This window comes from Oerskovia sp. Root918, from assembly GCF_001428945.1.
GTDB lineage: Bacteria > Actinomycetota > Actinomycetes > Actinomycetales > Cellulomonadaceae > Oerskovia > Oerskovia enterophila.
Map to the genome: position 1 here is coordinate 505,679 of NZ_LMJG01000013.1, position 18,731 is coordinate 524,409.

The window sequence follows — 18,731 nt, forward strand, 5'->3', positions numbered from 1 at the left end:
GGACGAGCGGTGTCGAACGGTCCTGCGGGGGATCAGCGGGCCAGCAGGCTCGCTGCCTCCTGACGGGAGGTGCGCGGCTCGGCCAGGTGGGCGAGCGCGGCGGGGATCTCCATGCCGCGACGCTTCATGGCCTGGCCCCACAGCCGGCCCGCGCGGTACGACGACCGCACGAGCGGACCGGACATGACGCCGAGGAAACCGATGCGCTCGGCCTCGTCGGAGAGCTCGACGAACTCCTCGGGCTTGACCCAGCGTGCGACCGGGTGGTGGCGCAGCGACGGGCGCAGGTACTGCGTGATGGTGATGAGGTCGCAGCCTGCGTCGTGGAGGTCCTGCAGGGCCTCCTTGGCCTCGTCGATCGTCTCGCCCATGCCGAGGATGATGTTCGACTTGGTCACGAGGCCGGCCTCGCGGGCCCGCGTGATGACGGACAGCGAGCGGTCGTACCGGAAGCCCGGGCGGATCTCCTTGAAGATGCGCGGCACGGTCTCCACGTTGTGCGCGAGCACCTCGGGGCGGGACTCGTTGACCGCGTCGAGCAGCTCGGGGATCGCGTTGAAGTCCGGGATGAGCAGCTCGACGCCCGTACCGGGGTTGAGCGCGTGGATCTGGCGGACGGTCTCCGCGTAGAGCCACGCGCCGCCGTCGGCCAGGTCGTCGCGGGCCACGCCCGTGATGGTCGAGTAGCGCAGACCCATGGCCTGGACCGACTCGGCGACGCGGCGCGGCTCGTCCGCGTCGAAGTCGGCGGGCTTGCCCGTGTCGATCTGGCAGAAGTCGCAGCGACGCGTGCACTGGTCACCGCCGATGAGGAACGTGGCCTCGCGGTCCTCCCAGCACTCGAAGATGTTGGGACAGCCCGCCTCCTCGCAGACCGTGTGCAGGCCCTCCTTGCGCACGAGGCCCTTGAGCTCGGTGTACTCGGGTCCCATGGTCGCCCGGGTCTTGATCCACTCGGGCTTCTTCTCGATGGGTGTCGCAGCGTTGCGGGCCTCGACCCGCAGCATGCGCCGCCCTTCAGGTGCGATCGTCACGCGGTCTCTCCCAGTCCGTGGTGGGCGGTGGCCCCCTGGAGTCGTGCCCGGTATCGGGTGAAAGTCAGCGTACGCCAGGAGCCGCGGAGGGTGCCGGAGCGTCCACCGGTGCCGGACGTGACCTGAGCGACAGTCCCGTGACCACGAGCAGCGCGGCGGCGATCGCGGGCAGCGCGAACGCGGCTGCGGTCCCGACCCCCTCGGCGACCTGGCCGCCGACGCTCGCGCCGACGGCCACACCGACGACGTTCGCGCTCGCGAGCATCGTCATGGCGGCCCCGCTGCGGCTCGTGGGGCTCAGGTCTCCGCCGACCGTGAAGATCGTGACCATGACGGGACCCACGAACAGGCCCAGGAGCGCGAGAGCACCGATGAGGGTGCCGAGGGACCCGCTGCCGCCTGCGACGAACGTCAGGACGGCCGCGACGGTCAGGCCCGACGCGAAGGCCACCCAGCGCGAGCGCGCACCGAAGCGGGCCGGCAGCGCCACGACGGCCAGGGCCGTGATCGCCGAACCGAAGCCCAGCACGGCGTAGACGAGGCCCGCCTGCGACTCGGACCCCGCGTCGCGCATGAACGACGTGACGGCCGTCTGGGTGCTGCCGAAGAGCATGCCCATGGCGAGCATGCCGAGCACGGGCACCAGGACCCGGCGCAGGAGCCCTGCGAACGAGCCGTGGGCGTCCTGCCCGGCGGCGGCCGAGGCCTCCGGGGACGGCTTGGGGGCGCCGGGGGTCGCGGTGGGGTGCAGCGCGAACGCCAGGCCGAACACCGCGCACACGCCCGCGGCGAAGAGCATCGCCGCCTGGGGCGACCAGACGCTCGCGAGGATGCCCACGAGCGCCGGGCCGAGCACGAACCCGATCTCGTCGGCCGTGGACTCGTATCCCATCGCGGCGAGCAGGGTCCGGGGGCGGTGCTGGGTCATGGCGATCCAGCGCACGCGCGCGAGCGGTCCGACCTGTGGGGCGAACGCTCCCACGAGCGCGGCGGTTCCGAGGATGACGGCCGAGGAGGCCCCGGCGCTCGCGGCCTGGACGAGCCCCAGGACGGCCAGGACGTTGAGGGGCACGACGACGAGCAGCACCGTGCGCTGCCCGATGCGGTCCGCGAGGGTCCCCTGGGTGGGGCCACCGAGCGCCGTCCCGACGGCGGCGGCCGCGCTCGCGAGCCCGCCGAGCGCGAGCGACCCCGTGGTCGTGCTGACCAGCAGCAGCGTGCCGATCGTGATCATCGAGAACGGGAGCCGCGCCAGGAAGGCGATGGGGAGGAAGGCCTTGCCGGCCAGGCGAGGCAGCTCGCCGTACGTGGCGAGGGTCCCGCGCCGGGGCTCGACGTCGTCAGGAGCCGGAGCAGGGGAGCCGAGGGTGCCGGTCGCGGCAGGCTCGACGTCGCGCCGAGCGGGCGCGAGGGGGCTGGGAGTGCGGGTCATGAGGGTCCTTCAGGGGTCAACCGATCCGCGCACCGACCCACCCGTACTCCGGTTGCGCAAGGATTCCCTTGAGGTGAGGCCCATTCTAGCGGCGAACGCCTCAGAAGGGGAGAGGAGCCGCCTCGTGCTCCGCGAGTAGCGGTGCCAGGTGCGTGCGCAGTGCCGCGACGAGCAGCGGGGAGACCTCGTCGAGCGTGACCTGGCGGCCGGTCTCGAGCGAGAGCGAGGTGACGTCGGCGTCGGCGATGCCGCACGGCACGATCCGGGAGAACTCGCCGAGGTCCGGGCAGCAGTTGAGCGCGAGCCCGTGCATGGTCACGCCGCGTGCGACCCGTACCCCGATCGCGCACACCTTGCGCTCTCGCCGGGTCGGGGTCGCGGCGAGCCACACGCCGCTGCGCCCCTCGACCCGGAAGGTCTCGACGCCCAGGCTCGTGCACACGTCCATGACCGCGCCCTCGAGGGCGCGCACGTAGGCGACCACGTCGACGGGCTCGGCGAGACGGACGATCGGGTAGGCCACGAGCTGGCCCGGACCGTGCCAGGTGATCTTCCCGCCGCGGTCGACGTCGACCACGGGCGTGCCGTCGTCGGGCCGCTCCGCCCTGTTGGTGCGCCGGCCCGCGGTGTAGACGCTCGGGTGCTCCACGAGGATCACGGTGTCCGGCGCGAGACCGTCCACGACCTCCTGGTGGACCTGGCGCTGCAGGTCCCAGGCGTCCTGGTAGTCGGTCAGGCCGGGCCCCTCGGTGCGGAAGTGCATGCGGTCAGGCTAGTCCTCGCCCGGGCGCGGGTGGGCCTCGACCATGGTGATGAGGATCTCACGCAGCGTGGCGATCTGGTCGTCGCTCAGGCCGCGGGTGCTGAGCTCCTCGGCAGGCCGGGGGCTCGCGGCCGCGAGCGCGGCCTGCCGTCCCGGCGGGGTGATGGCCACGGCGCGTCGTCGGCGGTCGGACGGGTCGTCCTCGCGCGTGATGTACCCGGACCGCTCGAGGCGTGCCAGGACGCGGCTCATGGTCTGCTCGGTGATGTGCGACTCGGCCGCGAGCTGGCGCTGGGTCCGCGGGCCGGCGAGGAGGTGCAGCAGGACGGGCATCGAGGCGTGGTTGAGGTCCCAGCCGTCGAGGTGATGGTTCCACTCACGCTCGATCCGCCGGGTCACCGCCGACAGGAGCCGGCCGGTCGGCCAGTCCTTCGGTTCCCTGCTCACGGGGTTGGCGTCCACTTGCTTCTGAGACCTCCGTCGTCAATAGTACTCAGCATGCTGAGTAATCGCTGGAGTGGTGTGCTCCGAGGCCTGGTCATTGTCGCAGTACTCGGTGTCTGGCTGGCCATCGGCGCGATCGGGGGGCAGGCGCAGGGCAAGCTCAGCACGGTCCAGACCAACGACTCCGCGGCCTTCCTGCCCTCGAGCGCCGAGTCGACCCGAGCCGCCGAGAAGGCGCAGGCGTTCGTGTCCGACGAGAGCCTGCCCGCGCTCGTCGTCGCGGTGCCGACCGCCGGGGGAGCGGTCACGCCCGAGCAGCTCCAGCTCCTCCAGGACGTCGCTGCGGACCTGCCCGGCCTGCCCTTGCCCGGCGCCGGACCCGACGACCCTCAGACCGTCGGGGACGCGCTCACGGGGGACCCCGTCGTCGTGCCCTCGCAGGACGGGGAGGCGGCCATGATCGTCGCCTCGCTCGACGCGTCGCAGGCCTCGAACCTCATGGCCGACGACGAGCGCGTCAACAACGTCGTGGTGGCCGAGGTGCGCGCCGAGCTCGAGACCGCCCTCGCCGACTCGGGCCTGCAGACCTGGGTCACCGGGCCCGCCGGGTTCGTCGCCGACCTGGTCAACGCGTTCGGCGGGATCGACACGGTCCTGCTGCTCGTCGCGCTCGGTGCCGTGCTCATCATCCTCGCGATCGTCTACCGCTCGCCGATCCTGCCCTTCATCGTGATCCTCACCGCGGTCTTCGCGCTGTGCCTCGCCGGCCTGGTCGTCTACCTCCTGGCCGACAACGGCACGCTCACGCTCAACGGCCAGGCGCAGGGCATCCTGTCGATCCTGGTCGTGGGCGCCGCGGTCGACTACTCGCTGCTCGTCGTGGCCCGCTACCGCGAGGAGCTGCGCGTCGTGGAGAGCCCGTACACCGCGGTCCGCCGGGCCCTGCGCGCCTCGATCGAGCCCGTCGCGGCCTCGGCCGGGACCGTCATCGCGGGCCTGCTGTGCCTCCTGCTGTCCGACCTCGGGTCCAACCGGAGCCTCGGCCCCGTCGGGGCGATCGGCATCGCGGCGGCCTTCCTGGCCGCACTGACGCTCCTGCCTGCGCTGCTCGTGCTCGGTGGCAGGCGTTCGCGCGGGATCTTCTGGCCGCAGAAGCCCACCTACGACCCCGCCGCAGCGGACGAGGGTGCGGCCCCCGCGCCGGTGGCCGTGGACCCGAGCACGCCGGCTTCCGGTGAGGGCGCGCGCGACCTCGCGCTCGCCGCGAGCCACGACGTCGAGGTGCACGTCGCGGGGCACGGGATCTGGTCCCGCGTCGCGAGCTTCGTGGGGCGCCGCGACCGGGCGGTGTGGATCGTCACGGCACTCGTGCTCGCGGGGTGCGCGGCGTTCGTCCCCACGTTCCAGGCCGAGGGCACGAGCGACTCCGACGTCTTCCTCACCCAGGTCGACTCGGTCGACGGGGAGCAGGCGCTCGAGGAGCACTTCGGGGGAGTGGGCGTCCAGCCCGCGATCGTGATCGCCCCCCAGGAGGACCTCGACGCCGTGCTGCAGGCCGCGACCGCGACGGACGGCGTCGCGTCGGCCGCCGCGGTGACCGAGGCCGGCACGGGCGGGGCGCCGGGAGCCCCCGCGCAGGGCCCGCCCCTCGTGGTCGACGGTGACGTCCGCGTCGACGTCGTGACCGAGGACCCGAGCGACACCAACGCCGCGACCCAGACCGTCGCCGCGCTGCGCGACGCGGTGCACGAGGTCTCGCCCGAGGCCCTCGTGGGCGGGGCGAGCGCCGAGCGGCTCGACACCCAGATCGCGGGCGACCACGACCTGCGGGTCATCGTCCCGGTCGTGCTCGTCGTGATCCTCCTGATCCTGATGCTGCTCCTGCGCTCGATCCTCGCGCCCGTCCTGCTCATGGCGGCCAACGTGCTCTCGTTCGGAGCGGCCCTGGGCGTCGCGGCCCTGGTGTTCAACCACGTGCTCGACTTCCCCGGCGCCGACCCCACCGTCCCGCTCTACGCGTTCTGCTTCCTCGTCGCGCTGGGCGTCGACTACTCGATCTTCCTCATGACGAGAGTCCGGGAGGAGTCCGGGATCATCGGCACGCGTCGCGGAACTCTGCGGGCGCTCGCCGTCACGGGCTCGGTCATCACGTCGGCGGGAGTCGTCCTGGCCGCGACCTTCGCTGCGCTCGGGGTGATCCCGCTGCTCTTCCTGGCCCAGCTCGCGTTCATCGTCGCGTTCGGTGTCCTGGTGGACACCCTGATCGTCAGGAGCCTGCTCGTCCCGGCCCTCGTGCACGACGTCGGACGCGTCGTGTGGTGGCCGGGCTCGCTCCGCCGCGCCGCGCCCTGAGCCGCGGGCCCGGACGGGCCGCCTCGCGTCAGGCGGCTCGCCCGGGACCCGCTCGGGAGACGTGGGCGGTGCCTGGGACGTCGAGCGGGACGTCGATCGGGGCGTCGATCGGGCGCCCAGGGGCGGCGCGCCGAGCGGCGGTGCGCCCAGCGGCGGCGCGTCCAGAGGAGCACGACGGGCCGCGCGATCTGAGGACTCAGGAGGCGACGGGCAGGGGCTCCGACGGACAGCCGTCCAGGACCGTGGCCATGGCGTCGTGCTCGGCGGGGGTCACCCACAGGTCGTAGGTCACCTTGACCGCGATCTGGCGGGCGACGTACGTGCAGCGGAACGCGTTGTTGGGCGGCAGCCAGGCCGATGCGTCGCGTGCCCCCTTCGACTGGTTCGCCGAGCCGTCCGACGCGAGCAGGTTGAGCGGGTCGTTCGCGAAGCGCAGGCGCGTCTGCGCGTCCCACGACTGTGCGCCCTTGCGCCAGGCGTCCATGAGCGGGATCACGTGGTCGATCTGGACCGCCGCACTGGTCTTGTTGCCGCGCACGAAGCTGATGACCTCGCCCGTGTACGGGTCGTCGAACGTGCCCGTCCGGATCTCGCACGCCTTGTCGCGCGTCGAGTACGTGAGATCGGTGAGGTCGCGCGCGAGGATGTCGTTGCGCGTGTCGCACCCGTTGCCGTCCACGTCCGCCCATGCCGAGCCGAAGTTCTCGCGCTCGTACCCGGTCGAGGCCGCGGGCCCCTTGACGTCGAGCGTCGCGAGGGCCGCGAGCGCGGTCCCCGAGGCGGGCGCCTCGTGGGCCTCGATCGTCTGCTGGTTCACGGCGTTGGCGATGACGACGCCCAGCGCCAGGGCGATGAGGGTGATGCGTACGGCGCGGCGCAGGCGCGCACTCTTGTGACTCTTCTGGCTCTTCGAGCTCTTGGTGCTCAACGGACGACCTTCCCGAACTCGGGCACATGCCGAGAACGACAGTTCCAGGAGGATTCGGTACATTCTGCCAGTCTTCGGGAGTGCTCCGGGACGGCCGCTAGATTGGTCGCCATGAGCGGAAGCAGCACGCAGGAACAGGTCGCGCGCGTCGGGCTGGTCGGGTACGGCGGCGCGGGCCGAGGCATCCACGCCCGCCTCGCGCGCGAGGCGGGGCTCCAGGTCACCGCGGTGGTCGCGCGCGACCCGGGACGTCGCGCCGAGGCCGAGCAGGACTGGCCGGGGGTGCACCTGCACGACGACCTCGCCGGTCTGCTGGCGGACCGGGGCACCTACGACGTGGTGGTCGTCGCGAGCCCGTCGGCGCTCCATGCCGAGCACGCCGCGCAGGTCTCCGCGGCCGGCGTCCCGTTCGTGCTCGACAAGCCCATCGCGCTCGACGGCACGCAGGCGGCCGAGGTGGTCGCGGTCGCGGCTGCTGCGGGGACCCCCTTCACGGTCTTCCAGAACCGGCGGTGGGACCCCGAGCAGCTCACGCTCGAGTCCGTCCTGGCGTCGGGCGAGCTCGGCGAGGTGCACACGTTCGAGCGCCGGTGGGAGCGGTGGCGACCCGTGCCGCAGCAGCGCTGGAAGGAGAACGACCCCGTCGGGGGCGGGCTCCTGCTCGACCTCGGCCCGCACCTCGTGGACTCCGCGACCCAGCTCTTCGGACCCGTCCGCTCGGTCTACGCCGAGCTGCGCTCCCTGACGACCCCGACCGAGGACGACGTCTTCCTGACCCTCCACCACGAGGGCCGCCAGGGCCGGGAGGTCGTCAGCCGACTCTGGGCGGCCTCGGTCGTGGGTGCGCCCGGCCCGCGCACGCGCGTCCTCGGCACCGCGGGCGCGTACGTCGTGACCACGTTCGAGAACGACGCCTCCCCCTTCGAGGTCTTCGACGACGCGGCTCCCGAGGGCACGGAGGGGTGGATCACCCGCGGACGCGAGCGGACGCCCGTGCCGCGTGCCCCTGGGGGGCACGCCGACTTCTACCGCGCGGTGGCCGCGTGGCTCGCGGGCGGGCCGGCGCCCGTCGACCCGGCCGACTCCGTGCGGACGGCACACGTGCTGGACGTCGCGCGCGAGAGCGCGCGCAGCGGGCGCCGCCTCGACGTCTGAGCCCGAGGCCGGCGCACACGCCCGGCCTGTGGACAAGCCGGGACGCCCGCTCCGCCCTGGTGGGATGGGGGCATGTCGAGTGCACGCCCCGTCCGCGAGTCACGGCCCCGGCGACCGGGGAGGCGGAGCGAACCGGACGGCCCGGTGCTCCCTCCCACCCTTGCTGAACAGCTCGTGAGCCGCGGCTGGAGGATCGCCGACCGAGCGACGTCGCGGGACGCGCCGGGCGACGGCGCCGACGATCAGGCGTGGGTCGTCGTCGACCGTGCCGGGCAACAGGACGACCTGACGCTCGTGCCCGTGCCCGCCGAGCACCGCGAGCGCGCCCTGGTCGTCGAACGCCTCGGCGTGCTGCGCGCGCTCGACCACGAGCACCTCGCCGCGATCGACGAGGTCGTCGAGGGGGACCCGGGGCACCTCGGGGTCCTGACCCGACGTCCCCACGGGACCGGGCTGGACCTTCTCCTGAGGTGCCGTGGACCCTTGAGCGCCGGCGAGGCGGCGACGCTCGTGGTCCCGCTCGCGCAGGCGCTCGCCGCGCTCCACCACGCCGGCCAGACGTACGGCGCGCTCAGCCGGAGGGACGTGACGGTCGGTCCCGACGGCCGTGCGGTGCTGCGCGCACCGCTCGTGGTCTCGACCGCGAGCCCCGCGGAGGACGTCCGGGCGCTCGCCGCGCTCGTCACAGGGCTCGTGCCGCCCCCCGCGACGCTGCACGCGGGCGTTCGCGGCGCCGTCGGGCCGGGGGAAGGGAACGACGAGGCGGCGCTCGCCGCACTGCACGCCGAGCTCGCCGCCGCCCAGCGCGCCGACCCCCGCGGGCGCCCCGAGGCCGGGACCTTCGCGGCGCTCTGCTACGAGGCCGCCCCGCCTCTTCCACTCGTCCTCCCGGACCCCGCGCGCCTCGCGGCCGCGGCCATCGCGGAACGTTCGAGCCCCCGAGGACCGGCTGCGGGCCGAGCGGGCGGCGGGGACGCTTCCGGCCTTCCGTCGCGGGACGGGGCCGGGGCCGGCGGTGCGGTCGTCCGTCCGGCGCGCGCCCGCGACGGCGGAGCACCCGCGCTGGCCACCCGTGCCGCGTCGCGGGCGAGGGCCCCCGAGCGGCCCCGTCGCGGTGGTGAAACTGCCGGTCGGGCCGTTTCGACCGCGCGTGGACCCGACGGCCGCAGCGGCCGCCGGGGAGGCGGTGGCCGGTCGCGCGGGCAACGCCATCCCGCCCTCGTCGTCGTGCTCGTGCTCACGGTCTGCGCGGCACTCGCGGGAGGGGGCCTGGCTCTGCGGTCCTGGGCCGGGGACACGTCCGGCGCCCGGGACCCTGTGCTCGCCGGACCCCGCACGAACGGCCAGGACGCCACGGGCGCCGACCCGACGCGTCACCACGACGACCCGCTCGCCGCGACGGTCGAGCTCACCGAGCGCAGGGTCGAGCTGCTGGCGGGAGACCGGGCCATGGCCGAGGTCGTGGTGCCGGGCTCACCCGCGGAGCAGGCCGACGCCGAGCTGCTCGAGCGTATCGCCGACACGGGTGTCGTCGTCGAGGGCGCCCGAGCCGAGGTCCTCGACGCCCGGAACATCGCCACCGGCGGGCTGGACGCGGTGAGCGCGGACGCTGGCAGCCCGGACCAGGCGAGCGTCGAGGTGACCTACGTCGTGGGCGCCCACACCCAGCGCGCCGCGGACGGCACGGTGATCGAGGTCCCTGCTGAGGAGCCCGAGGTCGCGGTGCTCACGCTGCGCTGGACGGACGGCGCGTGGCGCGTCGGGGAGGTCGGGTGAGGGCGCTCAGCCGCTCGTGACCCATCGGGCGGCCGACTCCAGGTCGTCGTGCTCGAACGTGAAGCCGCTCGCCTCCAGGACGCGCGGCAGGGCGCGCTGCGACCCCAGGACGTCGGACGCGAACTCGCCCAGGACCACCTTGAGCGCCACGGACGGCACGGGCAGCGCCGCGGGTCGGTGCAGCGCCTGGGCGAGCGCGCGCGTGACCTCGGCGTTCGTCGCCGGAGCGGGACCCGTGAGGTTCACGGGGCCGCGCACGTCGGCGTCGAGCAGGTGCAGCACGGCCGACACGTGGTCGCGCAGCGTGATCCAGCTCCAGTACTGGGTGCCGCTCCCGAGCCTCCCCCCGACGCCGAGCCGCAGCAGGGGCAGCATGCGCGCGAGGGCGCCGCCGTCGGGGGACAGGACGATCCCCGTGCGCAGGTGCGCCACACGCACCCCCGCGTCCTGCGCGGGGGCCGTGGCGGCCTCCCACTCGGTGACGACGCGCGCGAGGAACGTCGTGCCCGGGCCCGAGGTCTCGGTCAGGACCTCCGCACCCCGGTCCCCGTAGTAGCCCACCGCGGTGCCCTGCAGGAGCACGGGCGGGGGAGCGTCGAGGTGCGCGAGCGTACGCGCGAGCAGTCCTGCGGTCCGGGTCCGGGACTCGAGGATGGTGCGCTTGTACTCGGTCGTCCACCGGTGGTCGCCGACCCCCGCGCCCGCGAAGTTGACCACGGCGTCCGCGCCCTCGAGCGCTTGCGGGTCCAGCGCGTCCTCGTCGGGGTCCCAGAAGACCTCGTGCGCGGCCTGGGGAGGACGGCGCACCAGGCGGCGCACGGTGTCCCCGCGCTCGCGCAGACGTTCGAGCAGCTCGGTCCCGATCAGACCGTGCGAGCCGGCCACGACGATGTCCATGCGACCACGGTACGGCCCGTGCGGCCTGCCTGCGCTGCTCGGGCCACGCGCCGTCCGGCGTGTCCGGTGCCCGGGGCCCCCGAGCACGACGACGGCCCCCCGACCCGTGAGGGTCGAGGGGCCGCCGTCGTGGTGGGCTCAGCGAGCTCCGAGGGTCAGAGACCGACCTCGGACTCGAAGGCGCCCTCCTCGATGCGGCTCTTGATCGCACCCAGGAAGCGGGCTGCATCCGCGCCGTCGACCAGGCGGTGGTCGTAGGACAGGAAGATGTAGCTCATCGAACGGATCGCGATCGACTCGTTGCCGTCTGCGTCGGTCACGACGACCGGACGCTTGACGATCGTGCCCGTGCCCAGGATCGCGACCTGGCCGCCGGGGACGATGGGCGTGTCGATCAGGGCGCCACCGGAACCGGTGTTCGTGATCGTGAACGTCGCGCCGCCCAGCTCGTCCGGCCCGATCTTGTTGATGCGGGTGCGGCCGGCGAGGTCGGCGATCTTGCGGGCGATCCCGGCGAGGTTGAGGTCACCGGCGTCCTTGATGACCGGCACGACCAGGCCGCGCTCGGTGTCGACCGCGATGCCGACGTTCTCCTGCGGGTGGTAGACGACCGAGTCGCCGTCGATGCTCGCGTTGATCTTCGGGTAGGCCTTGAGGGCCTCGACCGCGGCGAGCGTGAAGAACGGCAGGAACGTGAGGTTGGCGCCCTCGCGAGCCTTGAAGTCGTTCTTGGCCTTGGCGCGCAGCTTGGCGACCTTGGTCACGTCGACCTCGACCACCGTGGTGAGCTGGGCCTGGGTCTGCAGGGCCTCGACCATGCGCGTCGCGACGAGCTTGCGCAGGCGCGACATCTTCTCGGTGGTCCCGCGCAGCGGCGAGACGGCCGGGACGCTGGGGGCCTTGGGCGCGGTGCCCGACGGCGCAGCAGCGGCAGGTGCAGGAGTCGCCTTGGCAGCCTCCGCCTTGGCGGCCGCCTCGAGGACGTCCTCCTTGCGGATGCGGCCACCGACGCCCGTGCCCGTGAGGGACGCGACGTCGACACCCTTCTCCGCGGCGAGCTTGCGCACGAGCGGGGTCAGGTAGGAGCCACCGGTGGCGCCCGAGGTGGCACGCGAGGCCGGGGCCGCCGGAGCGGCCGGGGCTGCAGCGGCGGGGGCCGGGGCTGCGGCGGGAGCCGGAGCCGGGGCGGGGGTAGCGGCCGGTGCCGGAGCAGGGGCAGGAGCCGGTGCCGGCGCTGCAGGTGCCGCGGGGGCGGGAGCCGGAGCGGGCGCAGCGGCGGGTGCCGGTGCTGCTGCGGCCGGTGCGGGAGCCGCGGCGCCCGAGCCGACGATCGCGAGCACGGTGCCGACCTCGACCGTCTCGTCCTCCTGGACGAGGATCTGCTGGACGGTACCGGCCACGGGGGACGGGACCTCGGTGTCGACCTTGTCGGTCGAGACCTCGAGCAGGGGCTCGTCGATCTCGACGGTCTCGCCGACGGCCTTGAGCCAGCGGGTCACGGTGCCCTCGGTCACGGACTCGCCGAGCGCGGGGAGCTTGATCTCCTCGCCGCCCGAGGCGGCGGGCGCCTCGGTGGCAGGCGCCTCTGCGGCGGGGGCTGCCGGGGCCGGAGCCTCGGCGGCGGGCGCCTCAGGAGCTGCGGGAGCAGCGGCCGGTGCCGGGGCCTCAGCGGCGGGAGCGGCCGGCGCCTCGGGGGCAGCGGGGGCTGCGTCCGCGCCGGTACCGATCACGGCGAGGTCGGTGCCGACCTCGACGGTCTCGTCCTCCTGGACGAGGATCTGCTCGAGCACGCCGGCGAACGGCGAGGGGATCTCGGTGTCGACCTTGTCGGTCGAGACCTCGAGCAGGGGCTCGTCGATCTCGACGCTCTCGCCGACGGCCTTGAGCCAGCGGGTGACGGTTCCCTCGGTGACGGACTCGCCCAGTGCGGGCATCTGCACGTTGTCAGACATGACCTCTCGGGTCTCCTTCGATCGTTGGGTCAGTTGTGGGCGTGCAGCGGCTTGCCGGCGAGGGCCAGGTGGGCCTCTCCGAGAGCCTCGTTCTGCGTGGGGTGCGCGTGGACCAGGGCGGCGACGTCCTCGGGGTACGCCTCCCAGTTCACGATGAGCTGGCCTTCGCCGATGAGCTCGCCGACGCGGGCGCCGACCATGTGCACGCCGACGACGGGGCCGTCCTTCTGGCGGACGAGCTTGACGAAGCCCGTGGTCCCGAGGATCTTGCTCTTGCCGTTGCCGGCAAGGTTGTACTCGAGCGTCTCGACGCCGTCGGCGCCGTGCAGCTCCTTGGCCTTGGCCTCGGTCAGGCCGACCGAGGCGACCTCGGGCTCGCAGTACGTCACGCGGGGGATGCCCGACTCGACGATCGGCGTCGGGTTCAGGCCCGCGATCTGCTCGGCCACGAAGATGCCCTGGGCGAACCCGCGGTGCGCGAGCTGGAGCCCGGGGACGATGTCGCCGGCCGCGTAGATGTTGCCGACGCCCGTGTGGAGGCGCTCGTCGACGATCACGAAGCCGCGGTCCATGGTGATGCCCTGCGCCTCGTAGCCCAGGTCCGCGGTGCGGGGACCGCGGCCGACGGCGACCAGGAGGAGGTCCGCGTCGAACGTCTTGCCGGACTCGAGGGTCACGTGCACGCCCGAGTCGTCCTGGGTCACGCCCGAGAACCGGTCGCCCAGCGTGAAGCCGATGCTGCGCTTGCGGAACGCGCGCTCGAGGGCCTTCGACAGCGACTCGTCCTCGTTGGGGACGAGGTGCGGGAGCGCCTCGATGATCTGCACGTCGGCGCCGAACGACTTCCAGACGCTCGCGAACTCGACGCCGATCACGCCGCCGCCCAGGACGATCGCGCTCTTGGGCACGTAGTCCAGGTTCAGCGCCTGGTCGGAGGTGATGACCCGGCCGCCGATCTCGAGGCCCGGGAGCGAGCGGGCGTAGGAGCCCGTGGCGAGCACGACGTTCTTGCCCGTGTAGCGCTGGCCCGCGACCTCGACCGTGTCCGCGGCGACGAGCGTGCCGTGGCCCTCGATCACCGTGATCTTGCGCGACTTGATCAGGCCCTGCAGGCCCTTGTACAGCCCGGCGATGACGCCGTCCTTGTACGAGTTCACGCCGTTCATGTCGATGCCCTGCAGCTGGCTCAGGACGCCGTACGCGCTGCCCTCGCGGGCGTTGTCGGCGAGCTCGGCCGCGTGCAGCAGGGCCTTCGTGGGGATGCAGCCGTTGTGCAGGCAGGTCCCGCCGAGCTTGTGCGCCTCGACAAGGGCGACGTTGAGGCCGAGCTCGGCGGCGCGCAGCGCCGTGGCGTAACCGCCGCTGCCTCCGCCCAGGACGACGACGTCGAAAGGTGTGCCGGTCTCGGCCACGTGCAGCTCCTTAGGGGCATACGAAAAGAGGGAGAGCAAAGTTCTTGTGACATCTTGGCACTTTGGGCACCCGTACCCCAATCGGAACGCACGGTCGGCGGTGTGATGCTCAAGACAGGTGAGGCAGGGAACAGCCAGGGCCCGGGCACGCCGTCGGGTGCCCGGTCTCTCGATGGTTCGCCGCGCGAGCCGGCTGAGCGCACCGGCCGGCGCGGGCGACCCCGCCCGACCACGACACGGACCGGAGGGCGGGCGATCTCAGGCCCGCTCCAGGCGGAGCAAGTACTCTGCCTCCATGTCCAGGCTGTCCCAGCTCTTCTCCCGCAAGCCCGCGAACGGTCCCGCGTCGTCGGGCGGCGCCGGCTCGCCGTCCGCCGCCGACCAGCGACGGGCGACGGTCGAGCACCTGGCCGAGTTCGCGCGCACCCGGGTCGGGGTCGAGGCGTACATCGAGCCGCCCACGAACGACACGCCCACGACCCTGATGCTGATCGCGACCACGGGGGAGTGGACGCGGCGCCGGGTCCCCGACGCCAGGACCGCGCGCAAGCTCGCCGAGCAGCTCGAGCTGCCGGTCTACGACGTGAACTTCACGGGCTACCCGCAGCGCATGCGCGACTGGAACTCCAAGCAACGACGGCGCTGAGCGCTCCGAGCGGGCCTCTTGCCCAACCGGCCCCCGGTGCACGACAGGGCGGGCACGACCTCGAGGTCGTGCCCGCCCTGTCGTGCACCGGAAGGCCTACTTCGCGGCGCGGGCCTCGAGCAGCTCGACGAGGGTGCGCACCGCGACCCCCGTGCCGCCGACCGGCGTGTAGCCGAACGCCGAGCCCTCGTTGAACGAGGGGCCCGCGATGTCCAGGTGTGCCCACGGCGTGGACCCGACGAACTCCTGCAGGAACAGGCCTGCCACGAGCATGCCGCCGAAACGGTCGCCGATGTTCGCGATGTCCGCGACCTTCGACTTCATGGAGGCGGCGAGCTCCTCGGGCAGGGGCATGGGCCAGAACTGCTCGCCTGCGGACTCTGCCGCGGCGACGACCTCGCTGCGGACGGACTCGGTGCCCATGACGGCCGAGACGCGGGTACCGAGCGCGACCATCTGAGCCCCGGTGAGCGTCGCGACGTCGAGCACGACGTCCGGGTTCTCCTCGATCGCGGCGACCAGGCCGTCGGCCATGACCAGGCGGCCCTCGGCGTCGGTGTTGAGGACCTCCACGGTCTTGCCGCCACGGATCGTGATGACGTCCGAGGGGCGCTGGGCCGTGCCGGACGGCATGTTCTCCGCGAGGCAGAGCCACCCCGTCACGGCGACCGGCAGGCCGAGCCTCGAGGCCGCGAGCACGGTGTGCAGGACGGCAGCCGCACCGGCCATGTCCGACTTCATGGCCTCCATGCCCTTGGCGGGCTTGATCGAGATGCCGCCCGAGTCGAACGTGATGCCCTTGCCCACGAGCGCGACCTTGGCGTGCGGGCGCGAGGGGGAGTAGGAGACCTTCACGAGGCGCGGGCCGCGCGAGGACCCCTGCCCGACGGCGAGGATGCCGCCGTAGCCGCCGGCCGCGAGGGCCTTCTCGTCGAGCACGGTCACCTTGACGCCCGTGCCCTTGGCCGCGGCCTTGGCGATGTCGGCGAAGGCCGCGGGGAACAGGTCGTTCGGGGCGGTGTTGACCAGGTCGCGCGTCGCGTGGACCGCCGCGGCGATCGTCGCGGCACGCTCGACCGCGGCCTTGGCCTTGGCCCCGCGGGCGAGCGAGGTGAGGACCTCGATCGTCGAGACGCCGCTGGCAGGCTTGGTCGAGGCGGCGGCGCCCGCCGTGTCCCGGTAGCGCGTGAACGAGTACGCCCCGAGGAGCGCGCCCTCGGCGATCGCCGCGACCTCGGCCTCGTCGGCCGCGGGCAGCGCGACCGCGACGGACGACGCCCCGGTCAGCTCGCGGACGGCCGCGCCGGCCGCGCGACGCAGGGTCTCGGCCGGGAACGAGCCCGAGCCGTCCCGGGCGCCGAGGCCGGTCAGGACGAGCACGCCCGCCTTGAGGTGGGCGCCCGCGGGCACCGTGCGGACCTCGTCGCGCGCGCCCGTGATGCCCAGCGCCGGAGCGAGGGCCTCGAGCTCGGCGACGACGTCGCGGGGGAGGTCGTCCCCCACGACGGCCACGCCGTCTGACGTCGTCTGGGTCCCGACGACGAGCGCGTCGACCTTCACGCCGGTCGGGTTCTTGCTGGAGAGAGTGAGTTCAGCCACGCCTCGATGCTAGCCGCTGCCAGGCCGCGGGCCACCGGCGGGACGAGCACGCCCCGACGAGCGCGCCCCGACGAGCCGGGCGGGGCGCGCCGTGCGGGGCGAGGGCGGACGGGCGATTCCTGCCCGTGGGCCGCTCGCCGGTAGGCTCGGCGTCGTGGTCCTCCCCCTCGTCCTCCTCGCCGTCGCGCTGTGCGCGGCCCTCACCGGTTGGGCAGGGTGGTTCGTCGCCCGCGACCGCGCCGTGATCCTCAAGCAGCTGTGGGGCGGTGCCGTCATCGAGGGCGTGATCGTCGTGCAGATGATCGTCGCGGGCGTCCTCGCCGCGACCGGGAGCACGGCGAGCGACCCCGTGAAGCTCTGGGGCTACCTGATCACCGCCCTGTTCATCCTGCCCGTCGCCGCCGTGTGGGCGTTCGCCGAACGCACCCGCTGGAGCTCGGTCGTGCTCGCGGTCGCCGCGATCACGGTCGCGTTCCTCGAGTGGCGCTTGTGGCAGATCTGGACCGCCTGAGGAGAGATGGCGTGACGCACCCCGAGAACCCCGAGACCGCACCCGACCCCGCGACCCCGGCGACGTCGTCGGGCCCGGGGCCGTCCCGGACCACCCGCTCCCCGGACACGCCGCGCACCACGGGCAGCGGCTTCGGCCGCGTCCTGGTCCTCGTCTACGGGATCTTCGCGGTCGCCGCGACCGCACGCGCCTCCGTCCAGCTCCTGCGCGACTGGCACGAGGCGCCTGTCGCGTACGTCCTGTCGGCGCTCGCGGCCGTGGTGTACATCGTCGCGACCGTCGCGCTCGCGCGCGGGTCGCGCACCTCGCGGACCGTCGCCTGGACCGCGGTGAGCGTCGAGCTCGTGGGCGTGCTCGCCGTCGGCGCGTGGTCCCTGCTGGACCCGGTCGCGTTCCCCGAGCCCACGGTGTGGTCCGACTTCGGGATCGGGTACGGGTTCGTGCCGCTGGTCCTGCCGGTCGTGGGCCTCACCTGGCTGTGGCGCACGCGCCCGCCCCAGAACTCCACCACCGAACCGAAGGATCCCGCATGAGCCGGCTGTACTCCCTCCTCTTCAACGGCGTCTTCAGGCACATGGACCCCGAGAAGGCGCACGAGGTGGTGTTCCCGGTCATCTCCCTCGCGGGACGCACGCCCGTCGTGGGCGACGTGATCCAGGGGGCCGCGGCCCCCTACCTGGGTCGCGGCACGAACGGCCCCGGCAGCGTCCAGGCGCTCGGCCGCTCGTTCCCCGCGCCGTTCGGTCTCGCGGGCGGGTTCGACAAGAACGCCAAGGCGATCCGCGGCCTGACCATGCTGGGCTTCGCGTTCATCGAGATCGGCACCGTGACCGCGCACGCGCAGCCCGGCAACGAGAAGCCGCGCATGTGGCGCGAGCTGTCGCTGCGCGGCATCCGCAACCGGATGGGCTTCAACAACGAGGGCGCGGCGGCCGCGGCCCAGCGTCTCGAGTCCCTGCGGCGCTCGGCGTCCGGGCGGGCCGTCATGATCGGCGCGAACATCGGCAAGACCAAGGTCACCCCGGCCGAGGACGCCGCGGGCGACTACGCGACGAGCGCCGCGCTCCTCGCGCCCCACGCCGACTACCTGGTCGTCAACGTGTCCTCGCCCAACACCCCGGGCCTGCGCGACCTGCAGTCGACCGAGGCGCTGCGACCCATCCTCCAGGCCGTCCGCGAGGCGGCCGACGACGCGACGCGTGCCGCCGGGGCGCGCCGCATCCCGCTGCTCGTCAAGATCGCCCCGGACCTCGCGGACGAGGACGTCGACGCGGTCGCCGACCTCGCGCTCGAGCTGGGCCTCGACGGCGTCATCGCGGTCAACACGACGATCGGGCACGACCTGGGCCCCGGTGGGCTCTCGGGGCCCCCGCTGCTCGAGCGCGGGCTCGACGTCGTCGCTCGCCTCCGCGGCCGGCTCGGCCCGGACGTCGCGATCGTCGGCGTGGGCGGCATCTCGACGGCCGACGACGCGCGCGCCTACCTGGCGGCCGGTGCCGACCTCGTGCAGGGTTACACCGGCATGATCTACAACGGCCCGTTCTGGGCCGCGAGCATCAACCGGTCCCTGGTCCGCGACGCGGTCCGAGGAACCCGAGGTGGAGGCGCACGATGATCCGACCCCAGTGGGTGTGGGAGCTCGACGACGCGGACGGGCGCGCGCTCACGACACCCGTCAGCCCGGCGTTCACCAACCAGTTCGACGCCGAGCAGTGGCTCGGCGAGAGCTGGCGCGACCTCGCGGCACAGGGAGCGGCCGCGGCGCGCCTCCTGAACGACGGCGCCCAGGCGACGGCCACCGTGGAGCTGCGCACGGCGTGAGCCGCGCTC

At 73.5% G+C, this 18,731-nt stretch carries 17 protein-coding genes; 8 read left to right on the top strand and 9 right to left on the bottom strand.

From position 1 onward, the window contains the following. Nucleotides 1–32 precede the first annotated feature (32 nt). From lipA to ASE27_RS13535, 4 genes are all read right to left on the bottom strand, one after another. Nucleotides 33–1,034 (bottom strand): lipoyl synthase, encoded by a 1,002-nt coding sequence (gene lipA, locus ASE27_RS13520; protein WP_056651175.1) that lies wholly within the window; start codon nucleotides 1,032–1,034, stop codon nucleotides 33–35. A 64-nt stretch (nucleotides 1,035–1,098) separates the two neighbouring features. Then, the gene (locus ASE27_RS13525) at nucleotides 1,099–2,466 is read right to left on the bottom strand and encodes an MFS transporter (RefSeq protein ID WP_056651179.1); all 1,368 of its coding nucleotides are present in this window, start codon (nucleotides 2,464–2,466) and stop codon (nucleotides 1,099–1,101) included. A 100-nt stretch (nucleotides 2,467–2,566) separates the two neighbouring features. After that, nucleotides 2,567–3,229, bottom strand: a complete 663-nt coding sequence (gene lipB / locus ASE27_RS13530) for a lipoyl(octanoyl) transferase LipB (RefSeq protein ID WP_056651182.1) — start codon at nucleotides 3,227–3,229, stop codon at nucleotides 2,567–2,569. A gap of 9 nt (nucleotides 3,230–3,238) precedes the next feature. Continuing rightward, nucleotides 3,239–3,676: a MarR family winged helix-turn-helix transcriptional regulator gene (locus ASE27_RS13535; RefSeq protein WP_231907770.1), complete on the bottom strand. Its 438-nt coding sequence runs from the start codon at nucleotides 3,674–3,676 to the stop codon at nucleotides 3,239–3,241. Nucleotides 3,677–3,727: 51 nt separating this feature from the next. On the opposite strand from ASE27_RS13535, the gene ASE27_RS13540 reads away from it, so the two are divergent. Continuing rightward, nucleotides 3,728–6,025 carry an MMPL family transporter gene (locus ASE27_RS13540; RefSeq protein WP_082608909.1) on the top strand — a complete coding sequence of 766 codons (2,298 nt, stop codon included), beginning with the start codon at nucleotides 3,728–3,730 and terminating at the stop codon, nucleotides 6,023–6,025. 196 nt (nucleotides 6,026–6,221) lie between these two features. Here the strand turns inward: ASE27_RS13540 and ASE27_RS13545 are convergent, their stop codons facing one another. Next, on the bottom strand, nucleotides 6,222–6,953 hold the full coding sequence (locus ASE27_RS13545) for an HNH endonuclease family protein (protein ID WP_056651186.1): 732 nt from the start codon (nucleotides 6,951–6,953) through the stop codon (nucleotides 6,222–6,224). Nucleotides 6,954–7,064: 111 nt separating this feature from the next. Between ASE27_RS13545 and ASE27_RS13550 the strand changes: the two genes are divergently transcribed. Next, a complete protein-coding gene (locus ASE27_RS13550) occupies nucleotides 7,065–8,108 on the top strand; it encodes a Gfo/Idh/MocA family protein (protein WP_056651190.1) in 1,044 nt (347 codons plus the stop codon). 144 nt (nucleotides 8,109–8,252) lie between these two features. Next, a complete protein-coding gene (locus ASE27_RS13560; RefSeq protein WP_157257618.1) occupies nucleotides 8,253–9,884 on the top strand; it encodes a hypothetical protein in 1,632 nt (543 codons plus the stop codon). Between the two features lie 6 nt (nucleotides 9,885–9,890). On the opposite strand, the gene ASE27_RS13565 is transcribed toward ASE27_RS13560, so the two are convergent. The 3 genes from ASE27_RS13565 to lpdA form a co-directional block, all read right to left on the bottom strand. Then, complete coding sequence (locus ASE27_RS13565) at nucleotides 9,891–10,781, bottom strand: TIGR01777 family oxidoreductase (RefSeq protein WP_056651200.1); 891 nt, start codon at nucleotides 10,779–10,781, stop codon at nucleotides 9,891–9,893. A gap of 155 nt (nucleotides 10,782–10,936) precedes the next feature. Beyond that, a complete protein-coding gene (gene sucB / locus ASE27_RS13570; protein WP_056651203.1) occupies nucleotides 10,937–12,733 on the bottom strand; it encodes a 2-oxoglutarate dehydrogenase, E2 component, dihydrolipoamide succinyltransferase in 1,797 nt (598 codons plus the stop codon). Between the two features lie 29 nt (nucleotides 12,734–12,762). Beyond that, nucleotides 12,763–14,145, bottom strand: a complete 1,383-nt coding sequence (gene lpdA, locus ASE27_RS13575) for a dihydrolipoyl dehydrogenase (protein ID WP_056651204.1) — start codon at nucleotides 14,143–14,145, stop codon at nucleotides 12,763–12,765. A 295-nt stretch (nucleotides 14,146–14,440) separates the two neighbouring features. Between lpdA and ASE27_RS13580 the strand changes: the two genes are divergently transcribed. After that, on the top strand, nucleotides 14,441–14,791 hold the full coding sequence (locus ASE27_RS13580) for a hypothetical protein (RefSeq protein ID WP_056651207.1): 351 nt from the start codon (nucleotides 14,441–14,443) through the stop codon (nucleotides 14,789–14,791). 96 nt (nucleotides 14,792–14,887) lie between these two features. Here the strand turns inward: ASE27_RS13580 and ASE27_RS13585 are convergent, their stop codons facing one another. Beyond that, nucleotides 14,888–16,390 carry a leucyl aminopeptidase gene (locus tag ASE27_RS13585; RefSeq protein WP_056651210.1) on the bottom strand — a complete coding sequence of 501 codons (1,503 nt, stop codon included), beginning with the start codon at nucleotides 16,388–16,390 and terminating at the stop codon, nucleotides 14,888–14,890. 154 nt (nucleotides 16,391–16,544) lie between these two features. On the opposite strand from ASE27_RS13585, the gene ASE27_RS13590 reads away from it, so the two are divergent. Genes ASE27_RS13590 through ASE27_RS13605 form a run of 4 tightly spaced genes read left to right on the top strand, consistent with a single transcriptional unit; the run spans nucleotide 16,545 to nucleotide 18,722 of the window. Beyond that, nucleotides 16,545–16,901, top strand: coding sequence for a hypothetical protein (locus tag ASE27_RS13590; protein WP_056651213.1), 357 nt, complete (start codon nucleotides 16,545–16,547; stop codon nucleotides 16,899–16,901). An 11-nt stretch (nucleotides 16,902–16,912) separates the two neighbouring features. Then, nucleotides 16,913–17,434, top strand: a complete 522-nt coding sequence (locus tag ASE27_RS13595) for a hypothetical protein (RefSeq protein ID WP_369819016.1) — start codon at nucleotides 16,913–16,915, stop codon at nucleotides 17,432–17,434. Further along, complete coding sequence (locus ASE27_RS13600; protein WP_056651216.1) at nucleotides 17,431–18,516, top strand: quinone-dependent dihydroorotate dehydrogenase; 1,086 nt, start codon at nucleotides 17,431–17,433, stop codon at nucleotides 18,514–18,516. The genes ASE27_RS13595 and ASE27_RS13600 overlap by 4 nt, the downstream gene beginning before the upstream one ends. Beyond that, the gene (locus tag ASE27_RS13605; protein ID WP_056651218.1) at nucleotides 18,513–18,722 is read left to right on the top strand and encodes a hypothetical protein; all 210 of its coding nucleotides are present in this window, start codon (nucleotides 18,513–18,515) and stop codon (nucleotides 18,720–18,722) included. The genes ASE27_RS13600 and ASE27_RS13605 overlap by 4 nt, the downstream gene beginning before the upstream one ends. Nucleotides 18,723–18,731: the final 9 nt, after the last annotated feature.